Origin of the sequence: Agrobacterium larrymoorei, assembly GCF_013322225.1 — a bacterium.
GTDB classification, from domain to species: Bacteria; Pseudomonadota; Alphaproteobacteria; order Rhizobiales; family Rhizobiaceae; genus Agrobacterium; species Agrobacterium larrymoorei_A.
Window position 1 is genome coordinate 95,876 of the sequence record NZ_JAAMFB010000006.1, and the last position, 24,851, is coordinate 120,726.

27 protein-coding genes are annotated in these 24,851 nt (G+C 57.5%); 15 read left to right on the forward strand and 12 right to left on the reverse strand.

Annotation, left to right across the window (positions count from 1 at the left end; all coding sequences use genetic code 11):
• Nucleotides 1-285: 285 nt before the first annotated feature.
• The 4 genes from G6L28_RS02975 (at nt 286) to G6L28_RS02990 (ending at nt 4,245) form a co-directional block, all read left to right on the forward strand.
• Nucleotides 286-1,311, forward strand: coding sequence for a sulfate ABC transporter substrate-binding protein (locus G6L28_RS02975; RefSeq protein ID WP_174062293.1), 1,026 nt, complete (start codon nt 286-288; stop codon nt 1,309-1,311).
• 162 nt (nt 1,312-1,473) lie between these two features.
• Nucleotides 1,474-2,331 (forward strand): sulfate ABC transporter permease subunit CysT, encoded by an 858-nt coding sequence (gene cysT, locus G6L28_RS02980; RefSeq protein ID WP_174062294.1) that lies wholly within the window; start codon nt 1,474-1,476, stop codon nt 2,329-2,331.
• Nucleotides 2,324-3,196 (forward strand): sulfate ABC transporter permease subunit CysW, encoded by an 873-nt coding sequence (gene cysW / locus G6L28_RS02985; RefSeq protein WP_174062295.1) that lies wholly within the window; start codon nt 2,324-2,326, stop codon nt 3,194-3,196. The genes cysT and cysW overlap by 8 nt, the downstream gene beginning before the upstream one ends.
• An 11-nt stretch (nt 3,197-3,207) precedes the next feature.
• Entirely contained in the window at nt 3,208-4,245 is a 1,038-nt protein-coding gene (locus tag G6L28_RS02990) for a sulfate/molybdate ABC transporter ATP-binding protein (protein ID WP_174062296.1), read from the forward strand.
• A gap of 581 nt (nt 4,246-4,826) precedes the next feature.
• Here the strand turns inward: G6L28_RS02990 and G6L28_RS02995 are convergent.
• From G6L28_RS02995 to G6L28_RS03005, 3 genes are all read right to left on the reverse strand, one after another.
• Nucleotides 4,827-5,192 (reverse strand): transcriptional regulator, encoded by a 366-nt coding sequence (locus G6L28_RS02995; protein WP_174062297.1) that lies wholly within the window; start codon nt 5,190-5,192, stop codon nt 4,827-4,829.
• Nucleotides 5,189-5,470, reverse strand: coding sequence for a toxin-antitoxin system TumE family protein (locus G6L28_RS03000; protein ID WP_174062298.1), 282 nt, complete (start codon nt 5,468-5,470; stop codon nt 5,189-5,191). Before G6L28_RS03000 ends, G6L28_RS02995 begins: the two co-directional genes overlap by 4 nt.
• Before the next feature lie 63 nt (nt 5,471-5,533).
• A complete protein-coding gene (locus tag G6L28_RS03005; protein WP_174062334.1) occupies nt 5,534-6,517 on the reverse strand; it encodes an NAD(P)H-quinone oxidoreductase in 984 nt (327 codons plus the stop codon).
• A 156-nt stretch (nt 6,518-6,673) separates the two neighbouring features.
• Here G6L28_RS03005 and G6L28_RS03010 point away from each other — a divergent pair, with 156 nt between their 5' ends.
• Nucleotides 6,674-7,123 (forward strand): GNAT family N-acetyltransferase, encoded by a 450-nt coding sequence (locus tag G6L28_RS03010; RefSeq protein ID WP_174062299.1) that lies wholly within the window; start codon nt 6,674-6,676, stop codon nt 7,121-7,123.
• A 107-nt stretch (nt 7,124-7,230) separates the two neighbouring features.
• Here G6L28_RS03010 and G6L28_RS03015 read toward each other — a convergent pair whose 3' ends face one another.
• Both G6L28_RS03015 and G6L28_RS03020 read right to left on the reverse strand, forming a co-directional pair.
• The gene (locus G6L28_RS03015) at nt 7,231-9,033 is read right to left on the reverse strand and encodes a GGDEF domain-containing protein (protein WP_174062300.1); all 1,803 of its coding nucleotides are present in this window, start codon (nt 9,031-9,033) and stop codon (nt 7,231-7,233) included.
• Between the two features lie 157 nt (nt 9,034-9,190).
• The gene (locus G6L28_RS03020) at nt 9,191-9,424 is read right to left on the reverse strand and encodes a ribbon-helix-helix domain-containing protein (protein WP_174062301.1); all 234 of its coding nucleotides are present in this window, start codon (nt 9,422-9,424) and stop codon (nt 9,191-9,193) included.
• A gap of 433 nt (nt 9,425-9,857) precedes the next feature.
• On the opposite strand from G6L28_RS03020, the gene betI reads away from it, so the two are divergent.
• Together betI and betB are read left to right on the forward strand one after the other, a co-directional pair.
• Nucleotides 9,858-10,469, forward strand: a complete 612-nt coding sequence (betI, locus tag G6L28_RS03025; RefSeq protein WP_174062302.1) for a transcriptional regulator BetI — start codon at nt 9,858-9,860, stop codon at nt 10,467-10,469.
• Between the two features lie 17 nt (nt 10,470-10,486).
• A complete protein-coding gene (gene betB / locus G6L28_RS03030) occupies nt 10,487-11,950 on the forward strand; it encodes a betaine-aldehyde dehydrogenase (RefSeq protein WP_174062335.1) in 1,464 nt (487 codons plus the stop codon).
• 10 nt (nt 11,951-11,960) lie between these two features.
• Here betB and G6L28_RS03035 read toward each other — a convergent pair whose 3' ends face one another.
• A complete protein-coding gene (locus G6L28_RS03035; RefSeq protein ID WP_174062303.1) occupies nt 11,961-12,311 on the reverse strand; it encodes a helix-turn-helix domain-containing protein in 351 nt (116 codons plus the stop codon).
• Between the two features lie 6 nt (nt 12,312-12,317).
• On the reverse strand, nt 12,318-12,563 hold the full coding sequence (locus G6L28_RS03040; protein ID WP_174062304.1) for a type II toxin-antitoxin system RelE family toxin: 246 nt from the start codon (nt 12,561-12,563) through the stop codon (nt 12,318-12,320).
• A gap of 93 nt (nt 12,564-12,656) precedes the next feature.
• Between G6L28_RS03040 and betA the strand changes: the two genes are divergently transcribed.
• The gene (gene betA, locus G6L28_RS03045; RefSeq protein ID WP_174062336.1) at nt 12,657-14,306 is read left to right on the forward strand and encodes a choline dehydrogenase; all 1,650 of its coding nucleotides are present in this window, start codon (nt 12,657-12,659) and stop codon (nt 14,304-14,306) included.
• 3 nt (nt 14,307-14,309) lie between these two features.
• On the opposite strand, the gene G6L28_RS03050 is transcribed toward betA, so the two are convergent.
• Together G6L28_RS03050 and G6L28_RS03055 are read right to left on the reverse strand one after the other, a co-directional pair.
• Entirely contained in the window at nt 14,310-14,609 is a 300-nt protein-coding gene (locus G6L28_RS03050; RefSeq protein ID WP_174062305.1) for a type II toxin-antitoxin system RelE/ParE family toxin, read from the reverse strand.
• Nucleotides 14,606-14,878: a YlcI/YnfO family protein gene (locus G6L28_RS03055; protein WP_174062337.1), complete on the reverse strand. Its 273-nt coding sequence runs from the start codon at nt 14,876-14,878 to the stop codon at nt 14,606-14,608. Before G6L28_RS03055 ends, G6L28_RS03050 begins: the two co-directional genes overlap by 4 nt.
• Before the next feature lie 159 nt (nt 14,879-15,037).
• On the opposite strand from G6L28_RS03055, the gene G6L28_RS03060 reads away from it, so the two are divergent.
• Complete coding sequence (locus tag G6L28_RS03060) at nt 15,038-16,381, forward strand: chloride channel protein (RefSeq protein ID WP_174062306.1); 1,344 nt, start codon at nt 15,038-15,040, stop codon at nt 16,379-16,381.
• 9 nt (nt 16,382-16,390) lie between these two features.
• Here the strand turns inward: G6L28_RS03060 and G6L28_RS03065 are convergent, their stop codons facing one another.
• Complete coding sequence (locus tag G6L28_RS03065; RefSeq protein WP_174062307.1) at nt 16,391-17,170, reverse strand: DUF3750 domain-containing protein; 780 nt, start codon at nt 17,168-17,170, stop codon at nt 16,391-16,393.
• A 75-nt stretch (nt 17,171-17,245) separates the two neighbouring features.
• Between G6L28_RS03065 and G6L28_RS03070 the strand changes: the two genes are divergently transcribed.
• Nucleotides 17,246-18,250 carry an asparaginase gene (locus G6L28_RS03070; protein WP_174062308.1) on the forward strand — a complete coding sequence of 335 codons (1,005 nt, stop codon included), beginning with the start codon at nt 17,246-17,248 and terminating at the stop codon, nt 18,248-18,250.
• A gap of 3 nt (nt 18,251-18,253) precedes the next feature.
• Here G6L28_RS03070 and G6L28_RS03075 read toward each other — a convergent pair whose 3' ends face one another.
• A complete protein-coding gene (locus tag G6L28_RS03075) occupies nt 18,254-18,913 on the reverse strand; it encodes a glutathione S-transferase family protein (protein WP_174062309.1) in 660 nt (219 codons plus the stop codon).
• A 339-nt stretch (nt 18,914-19,252) separates the two neighbouring features.
• Here G6L28_RS03075 and G6L28_RS03080 point away from each other — a divergent pair, with 339 nt between their 5' ends.
• The 3 genes from G6L28_RS03080 to G6L28_RS03090 all read left to right on the forward strand — a co-directional run bounded on the left by G6L28_RS03080 (nt 19,253) and on the right by G6L28_RS03090 (nt 21,563).
• A complete protein-coding gene (locus G6L28_RS03080; protein ID WP_174062310.1) occupies nt 19,253-20,728 on the forward strand; it encodes a diguanylate cyclase domain-containing protein in 1,476 nt (491 codons plus the stop codon).
• A 167-nt stretch (nt 20,729-20,895) separates the two neighbouring features.
• Nucleotides 20,896-21,273, forward strand: a complete 378-nt coding sequence (locus G6L28_RS03085; RefSeq protein WP_174062311.1) for a type II toxin-antitoxin system RelE/ParE family toxin — start codon at nt 20,896-20,898, stop codon at nt 21,271-21,273.
• Nucleotides 21,270-21,563: an XRE family transcriptional regulator gene (locus tag G6L28_RS03090; protein WP_174062312.1), complete on the forward strand. Its 294-nt coding sequence runs from the start codon at nt 21,270-21,272 to the stop codon at nt 21,561-21,563. Before G6L28_RS03085 ends, G6L28_RS03090 begins: the two co-directional genes overlap by 4 nt.
• 40 nt (nt 21,564-21,603) lie before the next feature.
• Here the strand turns inward: G6L28_RS03090 and G6L28_RS03095 are convergent, their stop codons facing one another.
• Nucleotides 21,604-22,137 carry a MarR family winged helix-turn-helix transcriptional regulator gene (locus tag G6L28_RS03095; protein WP_174062313.1) on the reverse strand — a complete coding sequence of 178 codons (534 nt, stop codon included), beginning with the start codon at nt 22,135-22,137 and terminating at the stop codon, nt 21,604-21,606.
• 111 nt (nt 22,138-22,248) lie between these two features.
• On the opposite strand from G6L28_RS03095, the gene G6L28_RS03100 reads away from it, so the two are divergent.
• Together G6L28_RS03100 and G6L28_RS03105 are read left to right on the forward strand one after the other, a co-directional pair.
• On the forward strand, nt 22,249-23,766 hold the full coding sequence (locus G6L28_RS03100) for an MDR family MFS transporter (protein ID WP_174062314.1): 1,518 nt from the start codon (nt 22,249-22,251) through the stop codon (nt 23,764-23,766).
• A gap of 71 nt (nt 23,767-23,837) precedes the next feature.
• Nucleotides 23,838-24,848, forward strand: coding sequence for a ligase-associated DNA damage response exonuclease (locus tag G6L28_RS03105; protein ID WP_174062315.1), 1,011 nt, complete (start codon nt 23,838-23,840; stop codon nt 24,846-24,848).
• The last annotated feature ends 3 nt before the right edge of the window (nt 24,849-24,851 follow it).

Below are 24,851 nucleotides of genomic sequence, written 5' to 3' on the forward strand. Positions count from 1 at the left end.
TTTCTGTTGCTCTCTGATTGGCTGATTGGCTCTTTCATCTTGAAATGCTATTCTATTCAACAGAATTTTATGTGGGCAGAGGACGAAATTGTGAGGAAAACGAGAACTGTTTTTGCTTTTCCTGCGATCATCCTGTGCAACTTATTGCGTCTTCTTATGGGCGAGCGGCGCATTTGTTATCGTCACACTCTGCCGAGGGGAAACACTTTTGCGATTGCCGTCGGACAGATTGATTAGTTTTTCACAGCCGTTACGTTGAAGGCCGAAGCATCCAGGAGGGTAGTGATGTCGAAATTTCTTTCCAGCCTCAGCGCTGTCGCGCTCAGTCTGTCGGTTACATTGGGTGCTGTGGGAACGGCGTCGGCAGAAACGAAGCTGTTGAACGTGTCGTATGATCCGACCCGCGAACTCTATAAGGACTTCAACGAGGCTTTCGCCAAGAAGTGGAAGGCCGACACGGGTGAAGACGTCACCATTCAGCAGTCGCATGGCGGCTCCGGCAAGCAGGCTCGCTCGGTCATCGACGGTCTCGAGGCCGATGTGGTGACGCTCGCATTGCAGAGCGATATCGATGCCATCGTAAAAAACGGCGGCAAGATCAACGCCGACTGGCGCACGCGCCTGCCGCACAACTCATCGCCTTACACGTCCACCATCGTGTTTCTGGTCCGAAAGGGTAACCCGAAGGGCATTAAGAACTGGGGCGATCTCGTCAAGGGCGATATTCAGATCGTGACGCCAAACCCCAAGACATCCGGCGGCGCGCGTTGGAATTATCTGGCGGCATGGGCCTGGGCGAATGAAGAATTCAAGGGCGATCAGGAAAAGATCAAGGCTTATGTGGGTGAGCTTTACAAGCGTGCTCCCGTTCTCGACACTGGCGCTCGCGGCTCGACCGTGACGTTTGCGCAGCGCCAGATCGGCGACGTGCTGCTGGCATGGGAAAATGAGGCCTATCTTGCCGGCCAGGAATTCGGAGCGGATGCTTTCGATATCGTCGTTCCGCCGATCTCGATCCTGGCTGAGCCGCCGGTTGCAGTCGTCGATGCCAATGTGGACGCCAAGGGAACACGCAAGGCCGCTGAAGCCTATCTGCAATATCTCTATTCTGATGAAGGCCAAAACCTTGCGGCGAAGCATTTCTACCGCCCGTCCAACCCATCGGTCGTTTCCAAGGATCTCCTGAAACAACTGCCGGACATCAAGCTCGTCACCATCGACGATCCGATCTTCGGTGGCTGGGCAAAGGCGCAGCCGGAACATTTCGGTGACGGCGGCATCTTCGACCAGATTTACAAGCCCGCAAAGTAAGTGGATGATGCGAAAAATCCGGGTTGTCTGCCCTAGGGCAACTTCCCGGGCCGCTATGAGGATCGACCGGCTCAAAAGGCCGGTCGTTGGTGCATCGGAGCATCGGACTGATGCTCGAATGGAAGTCGGCTGCTTGCAGCCACCACGTTACCCGGAGCCTTGATGAGCAATACCCCATCGCACAGCAGATGGAAGTGGCGTCAGTCGAGTGTCCTGCCAGGATTTGGCCTGACACTCGGTTACACGATTACCTACCTGTTTCTAATTATTCTGATCCCACTCGGTGGCCTCATCTGGTCCACGGCAAAACTTGGCCTTGCTGACTTCATAGCGATTGCTACCGACAGCAGAACGCTGAATGCATTGCGTGTCAGCTTCGGGACGGCATTCATCGCGGCACTCGTCAATGCCGTCTTCGGCGTCATCATCGCATGGGTGCTGGTGCGTTACCGCTTCCCCGGTCGCCGCTTCGTGGATGCCATCGTGGATTTGCCCTTTGCGCTTCCCACAGCCGTTGCCGGTATCGCGCTCACCGCGCTTTATTCCAATCGCGGCTGGGTCGGTGCGCTGTTCGAACCTCTCGGTATCAAGATCGCATTCACGCCAACCGGCATCGTCATCGCGCTCATCTTCATCGGTCTGCCATTCGTGGTGCGCACCGTGCAGCCGGTGATGGAAGAGATCGACCGGCAGGTGGAGGAAGTGGCCGCAACGCTTGGTGCCAATCGCTTCCAGACCATTACCCGGGTTTTGCTGCCGAGCCTCACGCCTGCCATTCTCACAGGTTTCGCGCTCGCCTTCGCGCGCGGGGTGGGGGAGTACGGTTCGGTCATCTTCATCGCCGGCAATATTCCTTATGTCTCTGAAATCGCACCCCTTCTGATCGTGATCAGGCTGGAGGAGTTCAATTACGCAGGCGCGACCGGCATCGCCACGATCATGTTGATCATTTCCTTCGCGATGCTTTTCGTCATCAATCTCATTCAGGCGTGGAGCCGCAAGAGGTACGGTTATGCCTGAGAACACGCACGCATTGAAACCTCGCCCGTTTCGTGATCCCGCCAGCGAAGCGCTGCCCGCAAAGCTGGCTCTGTTTACGCTCGCCTTTCTGTTTCTGGCGCTCTTCCTCGTGTTGCCGCTGGTATCGGTGTTTTTCGAAGCCTTCCGCAAGGGTGCGGAAGCCTTCTGGGAGGCCATCGTCGAGCCGGATGCGCTCTCGGCCATCCGCCTGACGCTGCTGGTCGCGGCCATCTCGGTGCCGCTCAACCTCATCTTCGGCGTCGCTGCCGCCTGGGCCATCGCCAAGTTCGAGTTCAAAGGCAAGGCGTTTCTGATCACGCTGATCGACCTGCCATTTTCCATCTCGCCGGTCATTTCCGGTCTGGTCTATGTCATTCTGTTTTCCTCGCACAGCGTGCTGGGGCCGTTCCTCAAAAGCTATGGCATCGAAATCCTCTTCGCCGTGCCGGGCATCGTGCTCGCCACCATCTTCGTGACGTTCCCCTTCGTCGCGCGTGAGTTGATACCGCTCATGCAGGATCAGGGAACGGGAGACGAGGAAGCGGCGATTTCGCTCGGCGCATCCGGCTGGCAGACCTTCTGGTACGTCACGCTGCCCAACATCAAATGGGGACTGCTCTACGGCGTACTTCTGTGTAACGCCCGCGCCATGGGTGAATTCGGTGCTGTCTCGGTGGTCTCGGGCCACATCCGCGGCGAAACCAACACCATGCCGCTGCATGTCGAAATTCTTTACAACGAGTACAATATCGGTGCCGCTTTCGCCGTTGCCACGCTTCTGGCTGGCCTCGCGCTCGTTACCCTTGTTCTCAAAACCATTCTCGAACTACGCTTTGGCGCGGGCAACGCTGCCGGCAAGCATTGAAGGGCATATTTATGGAAGTGAAAGTTTCCGGCATCACCAAGCAGTTCGATCGCTTTCCGGCGCTGAACGACGTGTCGCTCGATATCCGCTCCGGCGAACTGATCGCGCTGCTCGGCCCATCCGGCTCCGGCAAGACGACGCTTCTGCGTCTCATCGCGGGTCTGGAACAGCCCACGCAGGGGCAGATCTTCTTCGGGGATGAGGACGCCTCGCACCGCACGGTGCAGGAGCGTAACGTCGGCTTCGTGTTCCAGCACTACGCGCTGTTCCGGCATATGACCGTGGCCGATAACATCGCCTTTGGCCTGAAAGTACGCCCATCCTCTCAGCGCCCGCCAAAGGCGGAAATCCGCAAGCGCGTTTCGGAACTCCTGGACATGGTGCATCTCTCGGGTCTCGAAAAGCGCTACCCCAACCAGCTCTCCGGCGGTCAGCGCCAGCGCGTGGCGCTTGCCCGTGCGGTCGCCATCGAACCCCGCGTCCTGCTTCTGGATGAGCCCTTCGGTGCGCTCGATGCCAAGGTGCGCAAGGAACTGCGCCGCTGGCTGCGCGAATTCCACGACCGCACCGGCCACACCACCGTTTTCGTCACGCATGATCAGGAAGAGGCGCTGGAACTGGCCGACCGCGTTGTCGTCATGAGCCAGGGCAAGATCGAACAGGTCGGCACGGCGGATGACGTCTATGACACGCCGAACTCCCCTTTCGTGTTCTCCTTCATCGGCGAATCCTCCAACCTGCCAGTCACGATCAAGGACGGCCATGTGCTGTTCCAAGGCGAAAGCATTGGCATCAGTGAGAGCGAGGCGGGCGCTGGCGACCTGTTCTTCCGCCCGGAAGACGTGGTGCTGACGGACGAGCGCGACGCCCTCTACGGCAAAGTCACCACCTGCCGCCGCCTCGCAGGCACCCGCATCGCCGAAATCGACATCGCCAATAATGGCCATGAGCCGTATCACCTCGAAATCGAAGTCCCTCTGGATGCAACAGTGGCGGTGGGCAACGATGTGCGTTTTCGCCCGACGCGGTGGAAGGTGTTTCGGAAGTAGGAAGGTGTGGGAAAAGGACTGTGAGCTTGCTGAAAGCAGTTCCCCTCTGCTGCCATTCCAGCGCAAGTCCACTGCTGCCCGGATGCGGTTGTTGGAAAACCCTGGGCAATACGAATTGATGGGGCGGCCAACAAACCCACTCCGTCATCCTCGCCCTTGAGGCGAGGATCCATGGCGGCACCCTAGGGCGTGGATCCTCGGGTCAAGCCCGAGGATGACCAAAGTTGGAGGGCTGTCGGTGGACGAAAGCCGCCGGTCCAAATCTCATCATGTCATAAGCCAAGCAAAAGCTTGGCGGAGTGTTTTGGACACGATGTCAACGACAAAATGATTGATAAAAAGGAAAAGGGTCGCTTGCGCGACCCTTCCATGAGTTTGGTCATTGTTTCAGACCCGAAACGTTTAGCAACGTTTCGAAGGGAAGGCGGATCAGGCCGAGGGCTGCCTCGTCAAAATCAAATCCTTTCCATTGCCTGCTACGAAGACCGAAATCTCACTAGACATTGGATCACCTTCCTTTCACTACGTTGAACATAAGAAGAAGGTAATACGATTCGCGGGGATTGCAAGGGGTGACGAATTCAAGCGGCCTTTTCAGCAGTCACATCGAACTCGAAATGAATTTGATCGTAAGGAAATTCCACGCCCTTCTCATGCCGGTCGATAATCCCGGAATTGATCAGCGTTGTAATGTCCCGATGCACCGCCTGAACATCGCGTTCAACGCGACGCGCCACTTCGCGGATGGAAAGCGCCCCTTGCCCGACCAGTGCTTTGACGATCGCCAGTCTTAGCGGCGCAAGAATGCGGTGGAGGTCGTCGTAGTTCGAAAACTCGATCGAAGGCTTGGCTTCTAATGCCTTTCCAGACATTGCGCGTTGTCCTGCCTTCGCAAAACGAGCCTTCATGTCGTCCATTGTACTGAGCCGCACTGTCAATGTCGTCATTTCAGCATCCTTTCCATGTCGGCTTCAAACGCCTCAAAAAGCTCTTCCAAACCCAGAAACACGATGGATTCCTCTTGTCCATCAATATGGCGATGGTCGCCCTTGCCACGTTCGTTATCGTATCGAAGCACGCACTCGCCGTTGATCACTAACGCCAGCCGATACTTGAATGGATGTCCACTACCAGGGACAGGTTCCGGCAAATGCCAAAGTACAACCTCGAAAAAGGCCGCTTCACTGATGACTTTGCGCGTTTTTTCGATAAGAACGGCCTTCATGTTGTCAACGATGACAACATTGGCGTCTGTTGTCAATGAAAACAACAGACGCGTTGCATGGGTTTACGAGACCCGCATCACAATCTTCCCGATATGCCCGCTGCTTTCCATCAACTTGTGACCCTCCGCAACCTGCGCGAAATCAATCACATCATGGATGACCGGCGCGAGTATGCCTGTTTTCAGCAACGGCCAGACCTGCTCTACCAGCTCATCACGGATGGCGCGTTTTTCGTCAGCGGTACGGGGGCGCATGGTGGAGCCGGTGACTGTGAGGCGCTTGACCATGATGGGGCGTAGATCGACCTTTTCGGCTATCGTGCCGCCGAGGAAGGCGATGATGGAAAGGCAGCCATCCTTGGCCAGCGAGGCGACGTTCTTTTCGAAATAGGAGGCGCCGATCATGTCGAGAATGACGTCCACGCCCTTGCCGCCGGTCGCTTCCTTGATGACGGCAGCGAAATCTTCTTCGCGGTAATTGATCGCTCGTTTTGCGCCAAGCTTTTCGCAGGCATCGCATTTTTCCTTCGAGCCCGCCGTTGTATAGACCTCAGCGCCAAACGCCTTGGCAAGCTGGATGGCCGTCGTGCCGATACCGCTGCTGCCGCCATGGATCAGCACGCTCTCGCCCTCGGTCAGACCAGCCATTTGGAAGAGGTTGGCCCACACGGTAAAGAACGTCTCCGGCAGTGCCGCTGCCTTGACCGCATCATATCCTTCAGGAAAGGGGAGGGCCTGACCGGCGGGCACCACACAATATTCCGCGTAACCGCCGCCATTTGCCAGGGCACAGACGTGATCACCGATCTTGTACTCGCCAACGCCGTCGCCAAGCGCCACGACCTCTCCGGCAATCTCCAGACCCAGGACGGGACTTGCATCCTTCGGAGCAGGGTAATTGCCTTGCCGCTGCGCCACATCCGGTCGGTTTATGCCCGCTGCCTGCACCTTTACGAGTATTTCTCCGGCCTTCGGCAAAGGCAAGGGGCCGTTCGAAAACGTCATGACCTCAGGGCCGCCAAAGCTCGGCAGATCGACATATCGCATGGTGGTTGGCAGGGTCACGGATGGCCTCCTCAAAGGTTCTCAATAATGGGAACTTAGGTCAGACAGACTTCTAATTAAAGAAGACCTTTTGACGCTGCTGCGATAATCTTCATTTTAAAACCTGCTTATCCCACTGAATTTTAGGAAGGACTTTTGATGAACAAGGTCGTTGTTCGGGCCGTTCGGGTTGAGGATCGAGCAGGGTGGGATGTTTTGTATCAAGGCTATGCGGCTTTCTACAATGTCGTGCAGACGGCCGAAATGCGAGACACGGTATGGGCGTGGCTGCATGACGATAGCAAGGAGTCACGGGGCCTTGTCGCGGTGGATGCAGACGGACGGCTGACCGGGATCACACATTTTCGGCCGTTCGCCCGACCGTTGTCCGCGACGACTGGCTGCTATCTCGATGATCTTTTCGTCTCGCCATCAGCGCGTGGCACCGGCTGCGCCGAAGCGTTGATCGAAGGTGTCAAGGCGGTAGCCCTCAGCGAAGGATGGTCGGTCGTAAGATGGATTACCGCCGAGAATAATTATCGCGGTCGCGCGGTCTATGACAAGTTGGCGACACGAACCAATTGGGTCACCTACGACATCAAGGTATGAAGGATTTCCAGCAAAGGCGCGAAGTGGTTTTGCGCCCGGAGAATGCGTGAAACAGAAAGTCAGAGCATATCGGCGAAAAGCGGAACCTCAGATGCGCCTCACGGCGATCACTCCTTCTCGCCGTAACTACGAATAATCAGCCCGGAATCGCTTTCCTTCGCAGCTTTCTTGATGCAGGCAATTTCCGAGCCGATCTTTTCCGGAGCTCCGATGATCAGGCCCTTCGGCAGCTTCAGCACGCCGATGGAGCAGCGCAGCAACGCAAAATCGCGCTCGTTACCGAAGCGGTCATGTCCTTTGATCTGGCCCGCAGCGCGATCCTCGTCGGAGTAGAGTTCAACTACATCGTCATGGAAATCGCTCAGCAGACGCTCAAGAATTTCGGTCAGCTCGTCCTTCGTCCAGTCACGCACGCCTATGAAGAAATCATCGCCGCCGATGTGGCCGAGGAAGCAGCCGCCTGCGAAGAAATAGCGTCGCATGAGTGCCGAAAACAGGCTGATGGCATGGTCGCCAATGTGGAAGCCGTATTTGTCGTTGAACGGCTTGAAGTTATCGAAATCGCAGTAGCAGAAGAAACGGCTTTCATCATCGTCGCCACAGGCGTCCTCGATAAAACCGCTTATCGCACGGTTGCCGGGAAGGGCGGTGAGCGGGTTTTGCTCCTGCGCCAGCTTCAGCTGCTTCTCGTTGATGACCTTGATGAGCGAAGCGGCGGAGACCACGCCGACATAGCGCATGTTCTCGGTCAGGATCACGCAGGCGCTGCCGCCCATATTGGCGAAGATGTTCATCAACTGATCCGCATCGGCATCGAGGCCGACGATGGGCGCGCCATCCACGAAGTGCGAAATCGTTCGCTCATAGACCTTGTTTTTCAGCAGATCGCGCCCGAACGGTTGATAGATATATTCCTTGAGATGATATTCGTTGATGACGCCACGCGGCTCACCATTGGCGTTCAGAACGGGGAAGAACGCCTGAGAGGGATTGCGACGGAACAGCTCGAACACGCTGTCGATGCTGTCGTTTTCGAAAACGGTCGGTAGCCGCTCGATCTGGCGACGGATAAGGATTTCGTCCAGCGTCTGGCTGTTGCGGCGCGCTTCGCCCAGATGCTGAAGGTGCGGAAAGGCGCCTTGCAATTCGCTGATGAAGGTGGTGGGGCGTGAAATGAACCAGCCCTGTACCAGATCGACACCATACTCGCGGCAGGCCAGAAATTCCGCTTCCGTCTCGATGCCCTCGGCAATCACCCGCACGCCAAGCACATGCGCAATGTTGACGATGTTCTTGACCATGTGTCGCTTGCGCGGATTTCGATCCACGCCTTCGATGAAGTAGCGGTCGATCTTCAGATAGTCGACCGGAAAATCGCACAGCAGCTTCATTTCGCCATGACCAACGCCGAAGTCGTCAATGGCGAGCTTGAAGCCTTCGCGGCGCATACGTGTGATCAGGGCGCTGAACTCCGGCACGCTTGTATTATCGAAGCGTTCCGAAAGCTCGAAGCATATGGAGGAGGGCGGTATCGAGGCCTTTGCCAGATGCTCCAGCAAGGTATCCAGAATGGCGTCGCCATGGCGAATGAGCCGGACATCGAGATTGAGGAACAGCGTGGCCGATGAAAATTCAGCTAAGGTGGAGAACTTGGCCAGAGCCCGCCCTGCCAGCATCTGCTCCAGCGAAACCAACTGGCCATCGGCTTCGACGTGGTCGAGAAGTTCCAGCGGGTTATCGAAGCCGATGCGGTCGTAGCCGCGCATCAGGGATTCGTAACCGAATATTGTTCCGGTGGTCGCCTCGACAATGGGCTGAAAAGCAGTCTCCAGAACGAGTTTCGCCATGGAAATCATCTGACCGTTTGCGAACCGCCTGATCGCCTCGGGGTCGACCGCCGTGGACTGCATTTCAATTCTCCGCCGTTCTATTGCCTGATCTGCGCTGAAAACCTGGCGGATGAGGGCTCTTTTTGGCGGGGATGATGATGGAAAGTTCTCAACGAAAACTTTCCATCATGTGAAGCTTTCATGAAACTTCGTTAAATCTGTAACGTCTTAAGGCCGTTCAGCCGTGACGTCGCACCGAGTGGGCAGCATAGAGATCCGCCACATTCAGATGTTCCTCGGTGGAGTGGGGAGGGTTGGCTTCGCGGGACATGGTTTCCTGTTCGGCGGAAGCGACCCACAGACGCAAGGCGGCGCGAACGACTTCGCTGCCCGAAGCATATGCCCCGCAGGCGACGGCTTCGCGCATTTTTGCCGCCTGCTCCGGGGAAATGGAAACGGTTACCATTGGCATCGTGTTTCTCCCTATTTGAAGCGGCGTATTTCGGTCATCATGCCGAAGGTCGGTCGCTCTGGCCGTTATGGATATTCACCGCTGGCCGTTTCGGTGAACCTAAGTGATTATTAAATTAGCACGAACTCGTTGTGCGACCGAACAAACGCGGGGCTGGAATATAGGTTCCGGCGGAAAATTCGTTTCGTGACGCTCGGATTTGGAAGGCAAATCTTTGCCTCAGCGCCGGAACATTGCATTCCGTCATCAAGCGAATTTCGTCGGTCATGCCGCACCTCCACTTGGTTTTGTGTCGAGAACTTATCAGCAATACCTTATGAGCGCAAAGCTTTCCGCTGGCTTTGATCTGCCTCAAAAGCACGATTGCGTGTCGAGATTTTTATTGATTGATCAGTCAATCAATAATAAAAGAGGCAATCGAAGGAGATTGTTGATGCCGAAAGTCGGAATGGAACCGCTACGGCGCAAGGCGCTGGTGGATGCCGCACTTCGCACCATAGGCCATCATGGTTCGCTGAATGTGACAATGTCGGATATCGCGCGCGAAGCCGGTGTTTCGGCAGCACTCGCGCATCATTACTTCGGCAGCAAGCAGCAGCTTTTGCTGGAAACCATCCGCAGCCTCCTGCGCGATTTAAGGCGCGATGCCGTTGCCGCGCTCACCCGCGCATCCGGCCCGCGCGAACGCCTGAGCGCCATCGTGCGCGTGTCCTTCCAGAGCGATCAGTTTACGCAGGAGACGGTTGCCGCATGGCTGGCCTTCTATGTGGAGGCTCAACGCTCGGAAGAAACGCGAAAGCTCTTGGTCATCTACACCAAGCGGCTGCGCTCCAACATCATGGATAGCCTTAACCGCCTTTGCCCGCCGGATGATGCGGCGCGAATTGCGGAAGGGGCGGCGGCCATGATCGACGGTCTCTACATTCGCCACAGCCTGCAGGCCGCGCCGCTTGGCCTGTCCGCAGCGCCGACGCTTGTCGAGGATTACTTCGACACACAGCTGAAACAATTTTCGGACAACAAACCGTCCATCCGCATTCTTTGAGGACAGATAAAATGACGTTGAACGCCCAGCCAAAAGCCTCGCATTTCATCGATGGCGAGTACGTCGAAGACGCCAATGGCACGCTGATCGAAAGCATCTATCCGGCCACCGGCGAAGTCATCGCCCGGCTCCATGCGGCAACACCTGCTATCGTTGAACGCGCTGTCGCCTCTGCAAAGCGCGCACAGAAAGAGTGGGCGGCGATGAGCCCAACGGCACGCGGGCGCATTCTGCGGCGCGCGGCGGATATCATGCGCGAGCGCAACCGCGAGCTTTCCGAACTGGAAACGCTGGATACCGGTAAGCCCATTCAGGAAACCATCGTCGCCGACCCGACATCGGGGGCAGACTCGTTCGAATTCTTCGGCGGCATCGCGCCTTCGGCGCTGAACGGCGATTACATTCCGCTCGGCGGCGATTTTGCCTATACCAAGCGCGTGCCGCTTGGCGTTTGCGTCGGCATCGGCGCGTGGAATTACCCGCAGCAGATCGCCTGCTGGAAGGCAGCTCCAGCACTTGTGGCGGGCAATGCCATGGTCTTCAAGCCGTCTGAAAACACGCCGCTCGGCGCGCTTAAGATCGCTGAAATCCTGATCGAGGCCGGTTTGCCGAAGGGTGTCTTCAACGTCATTCAGGGTGATCGAGATACCGGCCCGCTGCTCGTCAACCACAAGGATGTCGCCAAGGTCTCGCTAACCGGCTCCGTGCCGACAGGCCGGAAGGTAGCCGCTGCCGCTGCCGGTCACCTGAAGCACGTGACGATGGAACTCGGCGGCAAGTCTCCGCTGATCGTGTTCGACGATGCCGATATCGAAAGCGCCGTCGGCGGAGCCATGCTCGGCAATTTCTATTCCTCCGGTCAGGTCTGCTCCAACGGCACCCGCGTTTTCGTGCAGCGCGGCGCAAAGCAGCGCTTCCTCGAGAACCTCAAGAGCCGCACGGAAGCCATGAAGATCGGCGATCCCATGGACGAAACCACCCAGATCGGACCGCTTGTTTCCAAGGCGCAGCAGGAAAAAGTGCTGGCCTATATGGAAAAGGGCAAGGCCGAAGGCGCAACGCTCGTCACGGGCGGCGGCATTCCGAACAAGGTCTCCGGTGAAGGTTTCTACGTGCAGCCCACCGTCTTTGCCGATGTGACCGACGAGATGACCATCGCCCGCGAAGAAATCTTCGGCCCCGTCATGTGCGTGCTGGATTTCGACAGCGAAGAAGAGGTCATCACCCGCGCCAACGCCACCGAGTTCGGGTTGGCGGGCGGGGTGTTTACGGCCGATATCAACCGTGCGCATCGCGTGGTGGATCAGCTGGAGGCGGGAACGCTCTGGATCAACACATATAATCTCTGCCCGGTTGAGATGCCCTTCGGTGGTTCGAAGCAGTCAGGCTTCGGGCGGGAAAACTCGGCGGCAGCGCTCAACCATTACAGCGAGTTGAAGACGGTTTACGTCGCGACGGGCAAGGTTGAAGCGCCGTATTGATATGGGCCTGTTACACCACCAAATCATCGAGATCGACGTTGAGCGCTACGGCGATGCGTTTCAGTGCATCGACGGAGCCGGTTTTCTTACCGCTCTCAATGTCGGAGAGATAGGGCTGCGATATTCCAGCATCCTTGGCGAGTTGGGTCATGGTTATCTTGCGGTGCTTGCGAAACACTGTAACGGGATTTTCGCCATTTGCGCGCGCTATGACGACCTCCATAGGCCATGTTTCTTCCCCGGCATCGATACGGGCCTTGATGGATTTGGCATGCAGACCGTCGATCAGATCCTCATAGTCCTCTTCGCTGAGCAGGACATATGTCTTGCCTTCGATGGTCAGTTTCTGAATTTCGCTCATAGGTCTTCACTCCTTGTAAATGCCGCCACGCGGGCCAACGTCGAGAACGAGGATCACAACCCCATTTTCGTCAATTATGACCCGGTCTTGACCGACGCGGATGCGGAAAAAGTCGCATCCTTTCATCCTTTTGATGTCAACGGGCTCGCCGCGGGCATAAGCAGAAATCTTTTCGAGGATGGCCAACCTGCGTTTTGGTTGCATTCGCTGCAACGCCTTGTCCGCAACCCGCGAAAAAGTGACGTTCTTCATAATCAACTCATATCAAATAGATATAAAAATCTCAATAAATTTATAGCCGATGATTATGGCTATGAACAGAGCAAGAGGCATTGATCCATGACAGTGAGTGCAGATTTCGTCATCGTCGGCTCAGGTTCAGCTGGCTCAGCCATGGCCTATCGCCTGTCGGAAGACGGGAGATATTCCGTCATCGTCATAGAGGCGGGCGGTTCGGATTTTGGACCGTTCATCCAGATGCCAGCCGCACTTGCCTGGCCGATGAGCATGAAGCGCTACAATTGGGGTTATCTCTCGGAGCCTGAGCCGAACCTCAATAACCGCCGCATCACCGCGCCGCGCGGCAAAGTCATCGGCGGATCGTCTTCCATCAATGGCCTCGTCTATGTTCGCGGCCATGCGGAGGATTTCAACCGGTGGGAAGAGCTGGGCGCGCAGGGCTGGTCCTATGCGGATGTGCTGCCCTACTTCAAGCGGATGGAACACAGCCATGGCGGCGAGGAAGGCTGGCGCGGGACGGACGGGCCGCTGCACGTGCAGCGCGGGCCGGTGAAAAATCCGTTGTTCCACGCCTTCATTCAGGCAGGCCAGCAGGCAGGTTTCGAGACGACAGAAGACTACAACGGCTCCAAGCAGGAAGGCTTCGGGCTGATGGAGCAGACGATCCACAATGGTCGCCGCTGGTCTGCCGCCAACGCCTATCTGCGCCCGGCGCTGAAGCGCGGCAACGTCACACTTGTTCGCGGGTTTGCGTGCAAGATCGTGATCGAGAACGGTCGCGCAACGGGCGTCGAGATCGAGCGCCGGGGCAGTGTGGAAACGATCAAGGCGAACCGCGAAGTCATCGTCTCCGCATCGTCTTTCAACTCCCCGAAACTGCTCATGCTTTCCGGCATCGGCCCGGCGCAGCATCTGCGCGATATGGGTATTGAGGTCAAAGCTGACCGCCCCGGCGTCGGCGCCAATCTTCAGGACCATATGGAGTTCTATTTCCAGCAGGTCTCCACCAAGCCGGTGTCGCTCTATTCATGGCTGCCATGGTTCTGGCAGGGTGTGGCCGGTGCGCAGTGGCTTATGACCAAGGGTGGGCTCGGTGCCTCCAACCAGTTCGAAGCCTGCGCCTTCCTGCGCTCCGCACCCGGCCTCAAACAGCCGGATATCCAGTTCCATTTCCTCCCCGTCGCCATTTCCTATGATGGCAAGGCAGCGGCGAAAAGCCACGGTTTTCAGGTGCATGTGGGCTATAACCTGTCGAAATCGCGCGGCAATGTGACGCTGCGATCAGCCGATCCGAAGGACGACCCGGTCATCCAGTTCAACTATATGAGCCACGCCGAAGACTGGGAAAAATTCCGCCATTGCGTGCGCCTGACGCGGGATATTTTTGCCCAGAAGGCGTTTGATGAGTTTCGCGGCCCCGAAATTCAACCGGGCGAAAACGTACAGTCGGATGCCGAGATTGACGCTTTCCTGCGCGAACATCTGGAAAGCGCCTACCACCCCTGCGGCACCTGCCGCATGGGCGCGAAGGACGATCCGATGGCTGTGGTCGATCCCGAATGCCGCGTCATCGGCGTCAATGGCCTGCGCGTGGCAGACAGTTCCATCTTCCCGCACGTCACCTACGGCAACCTCAACGGCCCATCGATCATGACCGGAGAAAAGGCGGCGGATCACATTCTCGGACGCCAGCCGCTGCCGCGTTCCAATCAGGAGCTCTGGGTCAATCCGCGTGCGGCAGTGAGCGACCGGTGACGGTTAATGATAGTCGTCTTCGCGTTGGTGGCGAACGGCGAGTATTGATACCGTCTCGCCGTCTTCGATTTGGATGAGCGCAATATAGCCTGACGACCCGAAAGGGATAAGCAGTTCCCGTAGGAGCGCGCTATCGCCGCGCGCTTTTCTTGTAGCGAAAGGAAACTCGCTTAGTCCTTCTATGGTAGAAATAATGCGGTCAATTGCCTTTTCCGCCGTATCAAAATCTTTGTCCAAGAGGAAATTATAGAGCCGCGTTATGTCTGCACGGGCCTTGATGGTATAGCGTAGATGAAACGTCACTGGTTACGCTCAGCCTTCTTGGCCGCAAGCATCGCTCGCAGTTCTGCGTGTACTTCTTCTGCAGAATAAAAGACGCCGGTGCTTCTGGATTCTTCCAGCGCAGCCAAGCCCCTGGCAATAAACTCTTCTTGCGATTTGCGGATTTCAACCTGTTTGCGAACAGCGTCTTCGATGAAGCCTGATAGCGTTTCACCCTCTCGCAGCACGCTTTCCGCCTTATCCCGAAATTCAGGCTCGACCCTAAGCGAGGGCAATGTCGCGGTTTTCAGTAATTTCATCGTCCAACTCCTGCATTGCAATTGCGATGCACAAACTCTGCGCCTTTCGTTGGCAATTGTCAAAGACGCGGTTGCAATCCGGGCTTGAGGGGTCGATAAGGAGGGTCTCCCGACACATCCGCAACACTCATCCAAGATGTCTGGATTACCATGCCTGCCAATTACAAAAAGCTGAAAATGCTGCGCCGTACCCGTGTTGTCTGGGGTTCGTGGCGCATCTGGAAACCGCGTGCCGTCTTCTGGCTCGGAGCGCTCGCCGTCGGCGTGATCAGCGTTGTCTTCGCGATACTGGCCGATCACGCCCAACATCTTTTCTCGACGGCGGTTTCGTCGGGCCGATATACCTATCTGTTGCCGCTGGTTATCAGCCCGCTCGGTTTCATGCTGTGTGCTTGGCTTGCTTTTTCTTATTTCCCAAATGCGCAGGGCAGCGGTATTCCGCAGGCGATTGCGGCGCGGCATTTCCATGAGGATGAGGACCGTTCGCGCCTGCTGTCGCTGAAGCTGGCCTTCGGGAAAATCGTCTTGACGATTGCCGGGCTTATGTCCGGGGCGTCTATCGGCCGTGAAGGGCCGACGGTTCAGGTCGGTGCGTCCATCATGTTGCAGGCGGCTCGCTGGGGTGGTATGGCGCAGGCCAAGGGGCTCATTCTAGCGGGCTCTGCCGCAGGCATTGCCGCCGCCTTCAATACGCCGCTGGCCGGTATCGTCTTCGCCATCGAGGAAATGGGCAAGGTGTACGAATCGCGCACCAATGGCATCGTACTGACTGCTGTCATTCTCGCTGGCCTGTCCTCTATCGGTCTTGTCGGAAGCTACAATTATTTCGGCACCAGCGCGGTCATGGCGACGACAGCGGCGGACTGGGCACTGGTGCTCATCTGCGGTCTCGGTGGCGGCGTGCTGGGCGCTTTGTTCAGCTCCACGGCAGTGAAGATCATGGCGCGCATTCGCCGCTGGAGCCATGTGATGCCGCTGAGGCGCCTGCTGGCTGTTGCAGCGATCTGCGGAATTCTTTCCGCCATCATCGGAATCATTTCCGGCGGAACCACTTATGGCACGGGGTATGAACAGGCTCGCGCCGCGATTGAGGGCCACGCTGCTCCCGCCATCTTCTTCATCGAAAAGCTGCTGGCCACCTTCCTTGCCATGCTTTCCGGCATTCCGGGCGGCTTCTTTGCGCCGTCGCTATCCGTCGGCACCGCGTTCGGTAGTACGGTGGCGGATCTGGTTGGGGCCAGCATCGGCCTCGGGGCCATTCTCGGCATGGCGGGCTATTTTTCAGGCGTCACGCAAGCTCCGATGACCACATTCGTCATCATTCTGGAAATGACGGGCAATCATCGCTGCATGATCCCCATCATGGCCGCCTCGATGCTGGGATATCTGACCTCGCGCATTATCATGCCCGAGCAGTTCTACCACGGCATGGCGCGGGTCTTCGTCGCCAACGTCATCCGGGCGAAACGCGCCGGACATACACCCGAGCATTGATGGGGCGGATCAGGCGCTTGCCGGTTTCCGCTCCGGTGCCGGCTCGAAGGAGTTGACGCCGAAATAGCCGAGGCCGGGGATCTTGATGCCGGGGTTCTTTACGTCGATCCCGGCGACGAGGCCAAGGAAATTCACCTCGAAACCGCTGCGTGCGCCGAGCGAGACCCCGAAGAAACCGCCGAGCGAGACGCTCGCATCCTTCCAGTCGTCAGCGATGTGGACGAACTCACCGTTTGGCAGATAATCGCGCCCCACCGCATCCGGCGGTAGCACGACGCCAAGTTCCGGCACCTGGCGCAGCACATGCGCGACGAAGGTATTGGAGTTCGGGCCGGGATAAATCCGGTATCCGCCCGCCTTGCCATAAGGATAATCCGCGATGGCCTTCTGGATTTTGGGAATGAGCCGCTCGGCCTCTTCACCATGCAGTTCAAGCACCCGACGCGGCATGTTGGAGTACCAGTAGGCATCCGGCGCGTAGCCGTTGCGGCGAATGGGCGTTCCCCATCCCACCTTATCGTAACGTTCGTAACTTGAGGCATTCTCCGGCTTCATCACGATCCAGGCGTGGCTGGCAATGGAGCCTTTCAGGCCACCGGTCATCGCTGAGTAAATATAGATGGCGGCGGGCTTGTCCGCGGGGGCTTCCGGCAGGATGCCCGCCGAAGACCAGCGCGCATTGCGGTAGCCTGTCGGATGTTCCTTCATGGCCCATAATCCGGCGGAAGCCAGAGCGGGCAATAGATAGACGATGAAAACGACAGCGAGAAATCGTTTGGCGAATTTCAAAGAGATAGCCCCGTGCATGATGCGAATGATTTAGGTAAGAACAGGCGCAATTTCGAATTTTTTGAGGCCAGCATCATGCACAACCCCGTTACCGTCGAAGTCACACGCGGAAATCTCGTCGAAAGCCGCCATCGGGGCATGGCCGTAGTGGTGGATGGAGATGGCAAAACCCTGTTTTCGGCAGGTGATGTGGAAAGCGGTGTGTTTCCCCGCTCTGCCTGCAAGGCGATGCAGGCGTTGTTCCTTGTCGAAAGCGGTGCCGCAGATGCCTATGGCTTCGGCGACCGGGAACTTGCGCTGTCTTGCGCCTCTCACTCGGGCGAAGATGCGCATGTCGAGCTTGCAGCCTCAATGCTGGCCGAGGCGGGCAAGGATCTAAACGCGCTGGAGTGCGGTGCGCACTGGTCGCTGGACCAGAAGGCGCTGATCCAGCAGGCCCGCGCCATGGACAGGCCAACCGCGCTTCACAACAACTGTTCCGGCAAGCATTCCGGCTTCATCTGCGCCTGCTCCCATTCGGGCATCGAGACGAAGGGCTATGTGAATTACGAGCATCCCCTACAGCGGGAAATCCGCGCCACGATGGAGAGCCTCACCGGTACGGCGCTTGGCGAGGACAATTGCGGTGTCGATGGCTGTTCCATTCCCACCTATGCCGTGCCGCTGAAGTCACTGGCGCATGGCTTTGCGAAAATGGCAACGGGGCAGGGGCTGGAGCCGGTGCGCGCCAAGGCGTCACGCCGCCTGATGGAGGCCTGCATGGCAGAACCCTTCTACGTGGCGGGTACAGGCCGCACCTGTACCAAGCTGATGGAAATCGCACCGGGCAGGATATTCGCCAAGACCGGCGCGGAAGGTGTTTTCGTTGGCGTGCTGCCGCAACAGGGCATCTCGATCGCGGTGAAATGCGAAGACGGCACGACCCGCGCCGCAGAATCCATGATCGCGGCACTTCTTGCGCGCTATGTAGAGAAGGACAGCGCCGAACAAGCGGCGCTGTTAGCCTTCGCCAATCGTCCCCTGAAGAACTGGAACGGCATCCATCTGGGCGATGTCAGGGTGACATCCGCGCTGGCTTGAGCCTCACGCCGCTTCTGCGGCCCGGGCTTCCCACATGGCCTTGAAAGCAGGCCGGGCCTGGCAGCGCTCCAGCCATGCTTTGACAGAGGGATGCGCCTCGAATAGCGGCGCATGGGCCTGTGCGTAGCGAACCACTTCCGCGGCGTTGATATCGGCCACGGTGAAACGGTCCCCCACCAGATAGTCCTTGTCGGAGAGGTGCTGTTCCAGCACGCGGAAAGGGCGTCGCAGCATGCGGGCGGCCACGTCCATCACGGCTTTACCCGTCTCGCTTTCGGCCAGCCCTTCGGCAGCGGTCGAGGAGATCTTCAGTGCATAGCTCTCGATTTCGGTCGCTGCAAAGAAGGACCACTGCATCATATGCGCGTCTTCCGCCGGATCGGCTGGCGCAAGCGAAGTGCCATGCTTGCGTGCCAGATAGAGGTTGATCGCCATGGATTCGTAAAGAACCATGCCATCATCATCGATGCAGGGAATGGTCCCCATGGAGTTGACGGCAAGATAGGATGGCGTCAGCGTGTTGAGCGGGGCGTCGACAGCCAGCGGATCTGCAAGGCGTCGGGCCTGGATGACGGGGATATGCTCGAAATCAAGGCCAAGCTCTCCTGCGAGCCATAATGTGCGCGTTGCGCGCGACCGATACACCCCGTAAATCTTCAGCATTCACTTCCCCTTGAAACCTGTATTGCGCCCGCAAGCTATTGTCCGCGCGGAAAAAGTAAAAGTGGCAGAAACCGCGATCCAGCATGATTTTTTCTGATGCTTACGCAACTTTCGATTGCTGCCGCGAGAAAATAGCGCTAATGGCAGTTATATTGTGCCAGTATTGTTCAGAGGTAGATATATTTTTCGATATATACAGTGTTAAGACTCACCTTAATCAAGCATAAGTAAATATGTCTGATAGTGGTTGCATCTGGACTGTTGCATCGAGTGTGTGTTCCAGAGGCGCCTGATGGCGGCGAGTAGTCGATACACTTTGGGGTAAAAGGTTCTTACGCTATGCGTGAAGAAAAGGGCGCTCAATCGTTCACGGCGCAAGCATCAGTCATGCATTTTCTTCAGGAAGCGGTCGTCGATGAACGGCTGGCCTACCTGTTCGATAACATTCCCGAGATGGTGTTTCTGAAAGACGCTGACGGCAACTACAATTACATGAATGCGGCAGCGCTTGCCTGTCTTGGCCATGAGCCGGGTTTTCTCGGAGGCCGCAAGATGACCATTTACGACATGGCGCCGCCTGAAGTGGCGCGCCGCCTGGACGAGATGGATCGCCGCATCATGTCGAGCGGCGTCGGCCTTTATAACGCAGAAGAGCGTGTGGCAGGAAAAGACGGCCAGGTGCGCTGGTATTCCGGCACGCGCATACCGGTCAGAAATGCCGAGGGTCAGGTCATCGGCATTGCCGGTATTTCGAGGGAAATCACCGCTGCCAAAAGGCAGGAAACCTTGCTCCGCTGCCATGCGGACCTGTTGGAAATGGTCGTAAAAGGCCTGCCACTACCGACGATCCTCAAATCCGTGGTCAGCACGATCGAGGGGTTGCTGGACAACGTCACCGGCGCTGTCATGCTGCTGGACGAAAAGCAGGAGTGCCTTCGCAACATTGCCGCACCCGGGCTGCCAGATGCGTATCTGGCGCTGATCGATGGCCTGAAGATCGGCCCGAAGGCAGGTTCCTGCGGCACGGCAGCCTGGCGGCGCGAAGCAGTTTATGTCCGCGATACGTTTCAGGACGAGCTCTGGGCAGACTTCGTGGAACTCGCCATGCGCTATGGCCTGCGCTCCTGCTGGTCCACGCCGATCATGGGAAATGGTGGCGTTCTGCTCGGTACCTTCGCGCTTTACTCCGGCACGGTGCGGCTGCCGACGACCGTTGAATCGGAAATCATCGACATGGCGACGAATATCGCCGGTATTGCCATCGATCGTTGTCGCGCCGAAGAGCGTGTCCATTTCATGGCGCACCACGATCCGCTGACGGGTCTTTCGAACAGAAACCTGTTCTGGAGCCAGTTCGGTCGCGCCATTCACGAGGCGAAACGCGAATCCAGACTGGTGGCGATCACCTACCTCGATCTGGACAACTTCAAGCAGATCAACGATGTGCATGGCCATGCGGTGGGGGATGAGGTGTTGCGTGCTTTCGCGGAGCGCGTCGGCAGCTGCATTCGCGCCTCCGATATCGCGGTGCGCCTCGGCGGTGACGAATTCGCCATCATCTTCAGCAACCCCAAGCATGATCAGGCGGGCATCCTGCGTCGTCTGGAGGCTATTCGCAGCAAGGTCGGCGAGCCAATTGCGCTGGAAAACGGCTTCATTAGCGTTACCTGCTCTTCCGGAACGGCATTCTACCCCGATGACGGCGAGACGCCCGAAGTGCTGTTGGCCAGAGCCGATGCGGCAATGTACGACGCGAAAAAGAGCGGCCGCAACAGCGTGAAGGTTTTCGAACAGCAGCACGGCGCCGGGATATAAATACTTCGATAGAAACGAATTACGTCGACGTCGCAACCACTCTTAAGGGCGTCGTTCTGCTCATCTCAAGTGCCCTATGAATCAGGACTGATTACCGACAACACGTTGCATCCTGACCAAATAATTATTTGTCAAATTGTACCGTATAAGGTACATGGAGTATTTGAATGAAACGCATTATTGCCCGGTTCTTCGTCACCGACGAAGGGGCGGAGCCTGTGAAAGAGTGGCTGAAAACACTTGATAGACAAGATCGTCAGACAGTTGGATCAGATATCGCAACAGTCGAATTTGGATGGCCGATTGGAATGCCCACATGCAGGCCGATCAGGGATGGTGTCCGTGAAGTCAGGTCCAGCATAAAAAATGGAAGTGTTGAAGCCAGAACATACTTCGGAATTGACACCAGCATAATGCTCTTGCTCCACGGTGAAGAGGGTAAGGACGGCCAGCAGGATGCTATCAAGCTTGCGGTCAGGCGCTGGAAAGAACATCTGGAACGATCGAAACGACAAAAGAAGAACGACAGGAAGAGCAAGAAATGAGCGATTCAAAACATTCCGTCGGTAGCACGCTCGAAGATTTCCTCGAGGAACTGGGTGAAAAAGAAGAAGTCTATGGCGAGGCCATAAAACGGGTGTTGACGTGGCAGATCGAGGAAGCACGGAAAAAGCAGTCAATTACCAAATCCAGTATGGCCACAAGAATGGGCACAAGCCGGACTCAGGTGAAAAGAGTTTTAGATCCGAGTAACGTCGCTGTCTCACTCGACACACTCGACCGAGCAGCGCGTTCGGTGGGTAAGAAGCTGAAGATCGAGTTGGTCGACGTTTGAGCAAGTCGGGAGGTGTTGCAGACCGTGGCTGAGCGAAGTCTCATTCGGCCCTGGTATTGCCATCTTCCCTCATCGCCGCGTCCGGCGTCAGCCGCGTCTCGAACCGGCCGATGAATTTGTCGAATAACCGCGCGAATTCTGCGACGTCCTCCAGCGGCCAGTCGCTCACAACTTCGCTTACGAGTGCGAGCTTCGCACTTCGCATTTCTTCCAGAATGCTGTTGCCGAGCGGCGTGATGCCGATGACGCTGCGCCTTCCGTCATCCTGGCAGACCTCGCGCTGCAACAGGCCCCGGCTTACCATATCCGCCACCACGCGGCTTCCGCGCGAAGGGTCTATGCGCATGCCCTCGGCGATCGATCCCACCGTTGCGGCACCTTTGGCGCGGTGAACCACATCCAGCACATCGATGTGTGAAAGCTCCAGCCCCGGTGCGAGCTTTGCAATAGCCATCCGCCCGATCACCCGTCGACCGATCATCAGCCGCATACGTGTCATCGTATGGCCGATATGCAGCACTTCATCGCTGACGGGTTTCTCGCGCTGCTCCGAAACGGATTTCTGCTGGTTCATGCCACGGTTCCCCAAATCACAGAAACGATCCTATCATAATTCAATGAATGTGCCATTGACACATATATGCTAAAGGCACATAAATTACATATCAAGTGCGAGATTTTCCCGATGGATATGTCACATACGCCTGCAGCGCCCCTCGTTGCAGATCCCCGCCGCAGGATTGTGGTGTTTCTGTTTCTGATGTTCGCCATGTTCATGGCAACGCTCGATAACCAGATCGTATCGACCGCACTTCCCACCATCGTGGGTGAATTCGGCGCTCTGGAGCGTTTCGGCTGGATCGGTTCGGCCTATCTGCTGGCAACGAGCGCGGTCATGCCCGTCTACGGCAAACTGGGCGATCTCTTCGGTCGGAAATATGTGATGATTGCCGCTATCGTGATCTTCACTCTGGGTTCGCTTGCCTGTGGTCTCGCATGGTCGATGAATTCCTTGATCGCGGCCCGCGTGCTTCAGGGTATAGGTGGCGGCGGCATCATGGTGTCGATCTTTTCGGTCAATGCCGATCTGTTCGAGCCGCGCGAGCGGGCGCGTTACCAGAGCTATTCCAGCCTCGTCATCATGGCGTCGGGCAGCGTCGGGCCGATCCTCGGCGGCACGATGAGCGACCTGTTCGGCTGGCGCTCGATCTTCCTCATCAATCTGCCCATCGGCATTGTCGTCATCACCGGCATCGCACTTCTTCTTCCCTATCGCCGTCCCGATCGCCAGCCGAAGATCGATTATATCGGTGCCGTTCTCTTGGCCGTCACCATCTCCTGCGTGGTCATTTGGGCCGATAGCGGCGAAATGTTCGGCTCCATCTTCGCGTGGCAGAGCCTCTGCATCGTCGCCGTCTCGGTTCTCACCGGATATCTGTGGGTACAGGTTGAGCGCCGGGCAGCGGAACCCATCGTGCCGCTGCGCCTGTTCAAGGACAGCACCTTTCCGCTGTTTATGGTCATTTCGCTGGTCAGCGGTGGGCTTGGCATCGGCATGGTGAATTACTATGCGCTGTTCCTGCAAACAACGACCGGCCTTTCGCCATCTTCCGCAGGCCTGTTCTTCATCGCCGTGACTGGCGGCATCGTCATGGGCTCGCTGACGGCGGGACGTCTGATTTCCATCACCGGCAGCTACAAGCCCTTCTCCATCATCAGCCTGTCCATCGCCCTCGTCGTCATGCTGGCCTTCTCGCAGGTCCATGCCGGAACGTCGCTGGTCATCATCGCACTATTGATGCTGGTGCAGGGCATGGGCGTTGGCCTTGGACAGCAGGCACCCATCATCGGCGTGCAGAATTCGGCACCAAGGGCGGATATCGGGGCTGCGAGCGGGGCGGTGACGCTGACGCGCATGGGCGGTGCTGCGATTGCCATATCGATCTACGGTGCATTCATTACCTCCAGCCTCAAGGGAGCGGGAGCGGATATTCCCGGCGTCGGCAAGATAGAGCAACTGACGCCGAAGATGCTGGCGGAACTGCCAGCGGCTTCCCAAAGCGCGGTCGCCAATCTTTACGCTGGCGCATTCACGCCGATGTTCTATGCCGCTGCGGCGACCGCTGCCGTCGGTCTCGTCGCGGCGATCATGCTCAGGAACGTCAAGCTGCCCGTCGCTACCGACGAGAAACGCGCGCGGTAGAGGCGTGAGGAGGGAACACGCGGCCACCACATCGCGTTTTCATCGCCTGTAACTTGAACGTCCGGGCGCATATGAAACCTGAAAAGCTGCTGAACCCGACGCCGAAAGGGTTGTATTGCCCCGTTGGCGATTTCTATGTCGACCCCGTGCGGCCTGTGCCGCGTGCGCTGATAACCCACGGACATTCCGACCATGCACGGGCAGGGCATGAAAAGGTTCTGGCGACGCGCCAGACGCTCGACATCATGCGCATACGTTATGGCGAGGATTTCACCGCCAGCGAACAGGCCATCGGTTTCGGCGAATATGTGGATGTGAACGGGGTGAGGGTCGGCTTTCATCCGGCAGGCCATGTTCTCGGATCGGCGCAAATTTCCATCGAACATGATGGGACGCGCATCGTCGCGTCGGGCGATTACAAGCGCGGAGTGGACCCGACCTGCGCGCCTTTCGAACCAGTGCCGTGCGATGTGTTCATCACCGAGGCTACTTTCGGTCTGCCCGTCTTTCACCACCCTGCACCCGGCCGCGAGATTGCCAAGCTCCTGACCTCCATCAAGCAGTTTCCAGAGCGAACCCATCTTGTCGGCGCCTATTCGCTGGGCAAGGCGCAGCGCGTCCTGAGGCTTCTGCTGGACAACGGTTATTCCGGACCCGTCTATATCCACGGCGCACTGGCAAAGCTCTGCGATTACTACATCAGCCAGGGGATTGATCTCGGCGATATCCGCCCTGCGACGCTCGAAAAAAGCAATCCCGAACTCTTCAAAGGCGCCATCGTCGTTGGCCCGCCATCCGCGTTTCAGGAGAAATGGGCGCGCCGCTTCAACGAACCGCTCATCGCTTTCGCATCCGGCTGGATGATGGTGCGTCAGCGCGCCAAGCAGGGCGGCGTGGAACTGCCGCTGGTGATATCCGATCATTGCGACTGGCCGGAACTGCTGGAAACGATCAAGGAGGTCTCACCATCGCAAGTCTGGGTAACGCATGGCCGCGAGGAGGCGCTGGTCCGCTGGTGTGAGTTGCAGGGCATTCCGGCACGTCCGCTGCATCTGGTCGGTTATGAAGATGAGGGAGACTAAGGC

What these genes read in the sequence shown, in the direction of transcription:
- G6L28_RS03000 (WP_174062298.1), bottom strand. Translation starts at nt 5,470, where the DNA reads ATGAAGGCCGTTCTTATCGAAAAAACGCGCAAAGTCATCAGTGAAGCG.
- G6L28_RS02975 (WP_174062293.1), top strand. Translation starts at nt 286, where the DNA reads ATGTCGAAATTTCTTTCCAGCCTCAGCGCTGTCGCGCTCAGTCTGTCG.
- G6L28_RS03085 (WP_174062311.1), top strand. Translation starts at nt 20,896, where the DNA reads ATGAAACGCATTATTGCCCGGTTCTTCGTCACCGACGAAGGGGCGGAG.
- G6L28_RS03090 (WP_174062312.1), top strand. Translation starts at nt 21,270, where the DNA reads ATGAGCGATTCAAAACATTCCGTCGGTAGCACGCTCGAAGATTTCCTC.
- G6L28_RS03080 (WP_174062310.1), top strand. Translation starts at nt 19,253, where the DNA reads ATGCGTGAAGAAAAGGGCGCTCAATCGTTCACGGCGCAAGCATCAGTC.
- G6L28_RS03095 (WP_174062313.1), bottom strand. Translation starts at nt 22,137, where the DNA reads ATGAACCAGCAGAAATCCGTTTCGGAGCAGCGCGAGAAACCCGTCAGC.
- cysT (WP_174062294.1), top strand. Translation starts at nt 1,474, where the DNA reads ATGAGCAATACCCCATCGCACAGCAGATGGAAGTGGCGTCAGTCGAGT.
- G6L28_RS02990 (WP_174062296.1), top strand. Translation starts at nt 3,208, where the DNA reads ATGGAAGTGAAAGTTTCCGGCATCACCAAGCAGTTCGATCGCTTTCCG.
- G6L28_RS03070 (WP_174062308.1), top strand. Translation starts at nt 17,246, where the DNA reads ATGCACAACCCCGTTACCGTCGAAGTCACACGCGGAAATCTCGTCGAA.
- G6L28_RS03105 (WP_174062315.1), top strand. Translation starts at nt 23,838, where the DNA reads ATGAAACCTGAAAAGCTGCTGAACCCGACGCCGAAAGGGTTGTATTGC.
- G6L28_RS02995 (WP_174062297.1), bottom strand. Translation starts at nt 5,192, where the DNA reads ATGACGACATTGACAGTGCGGCTCAGTACAATGGACGACATGAAGGCT.
- G6L28_RS03040 (WP_174062304.1), bottom strand. Translation starts at nt 12,563, where the DNA reads ATGAAGAACGTCACTTTTTCGCGGGTTGCGGACAAGGCGTTGCAGCGA.
- G6L28_RS03075 (WP_174062309.1), bottom strand. Translation starts at nt 18,913, where the DNA reads ATGCTGAAGATTTACGGGGTGTATCGGTCGCGCGCAACGCGCACATTA.
- G6L28_RS03020 (WP_174062301.1), bottom strand. Translation starts at nt 9,424, where the DNA reads ATGCCAATGGTAACCGTTTCCATTTCCCCGGAGCAGGCGGCAAAAATG.
- betI (WP_174062302.1), top strand. Translation starts at nt 9,858, where the DNA reads ATGCCGAAAGTCGGAATGGAACCGCTACGGCGCAAGGCGCTGGTGGAT.
- G6L28_RS03060 (WP_174062306.1), top strand. Translation starts at nt 15,038, where the DNA reads ATGCCTGCCAATTACAAAAAGCTGAAAATGCTGCGCCGTACCCGTGTT.
- G6L28_RS03005 (WP_174062334.1), bottom strand. Translation starts at nt 6,517, where the DNA reads ATGCGATATGTCGATCTGCCGAGCTTTGGCGGCCCTGAGGTCATGACG.
- cysW (WP_174062295.1), top strand. Translation starts at nt 2,324, where the DNA reads ATGCCTGAGAACACGCACGCATTGAAACCTCGCCCGTTTCGTGATCCC.
- G6L28_RS03015 (WP_174062300.1), bottom strand. Translation starts at nt 9,033, where the DNA reads ATGCAGTCCACGGCGGTCGACCCCGAGGCGATCAGGCGGTTCGCAAAC.
- G6L28_RS03100 (WP_174062314.1), top strand. Translation starts at nt 22,249, where the DNA reads ATGGATATGTCACATACGCCTGCAGCGCCCCTCGTTGCAGATCCCCGC.
- G6L28_RS03035 (WP_174062303.1), bottom strand. Translation starts at nt 12,311, where the DNA reads ATGAGCGAAATTCAGAAACTGACCATCGAAGGCAAGACATATGTCCTG.
- G6L28_RS03010 (WP_174062299.1), top strand. Translation starts at nt 6,674, where the DNA reads ATGAACAAGGTCGTTGTTCGGGCCGTTCGGGTTGAGGATCGAGCAGGG.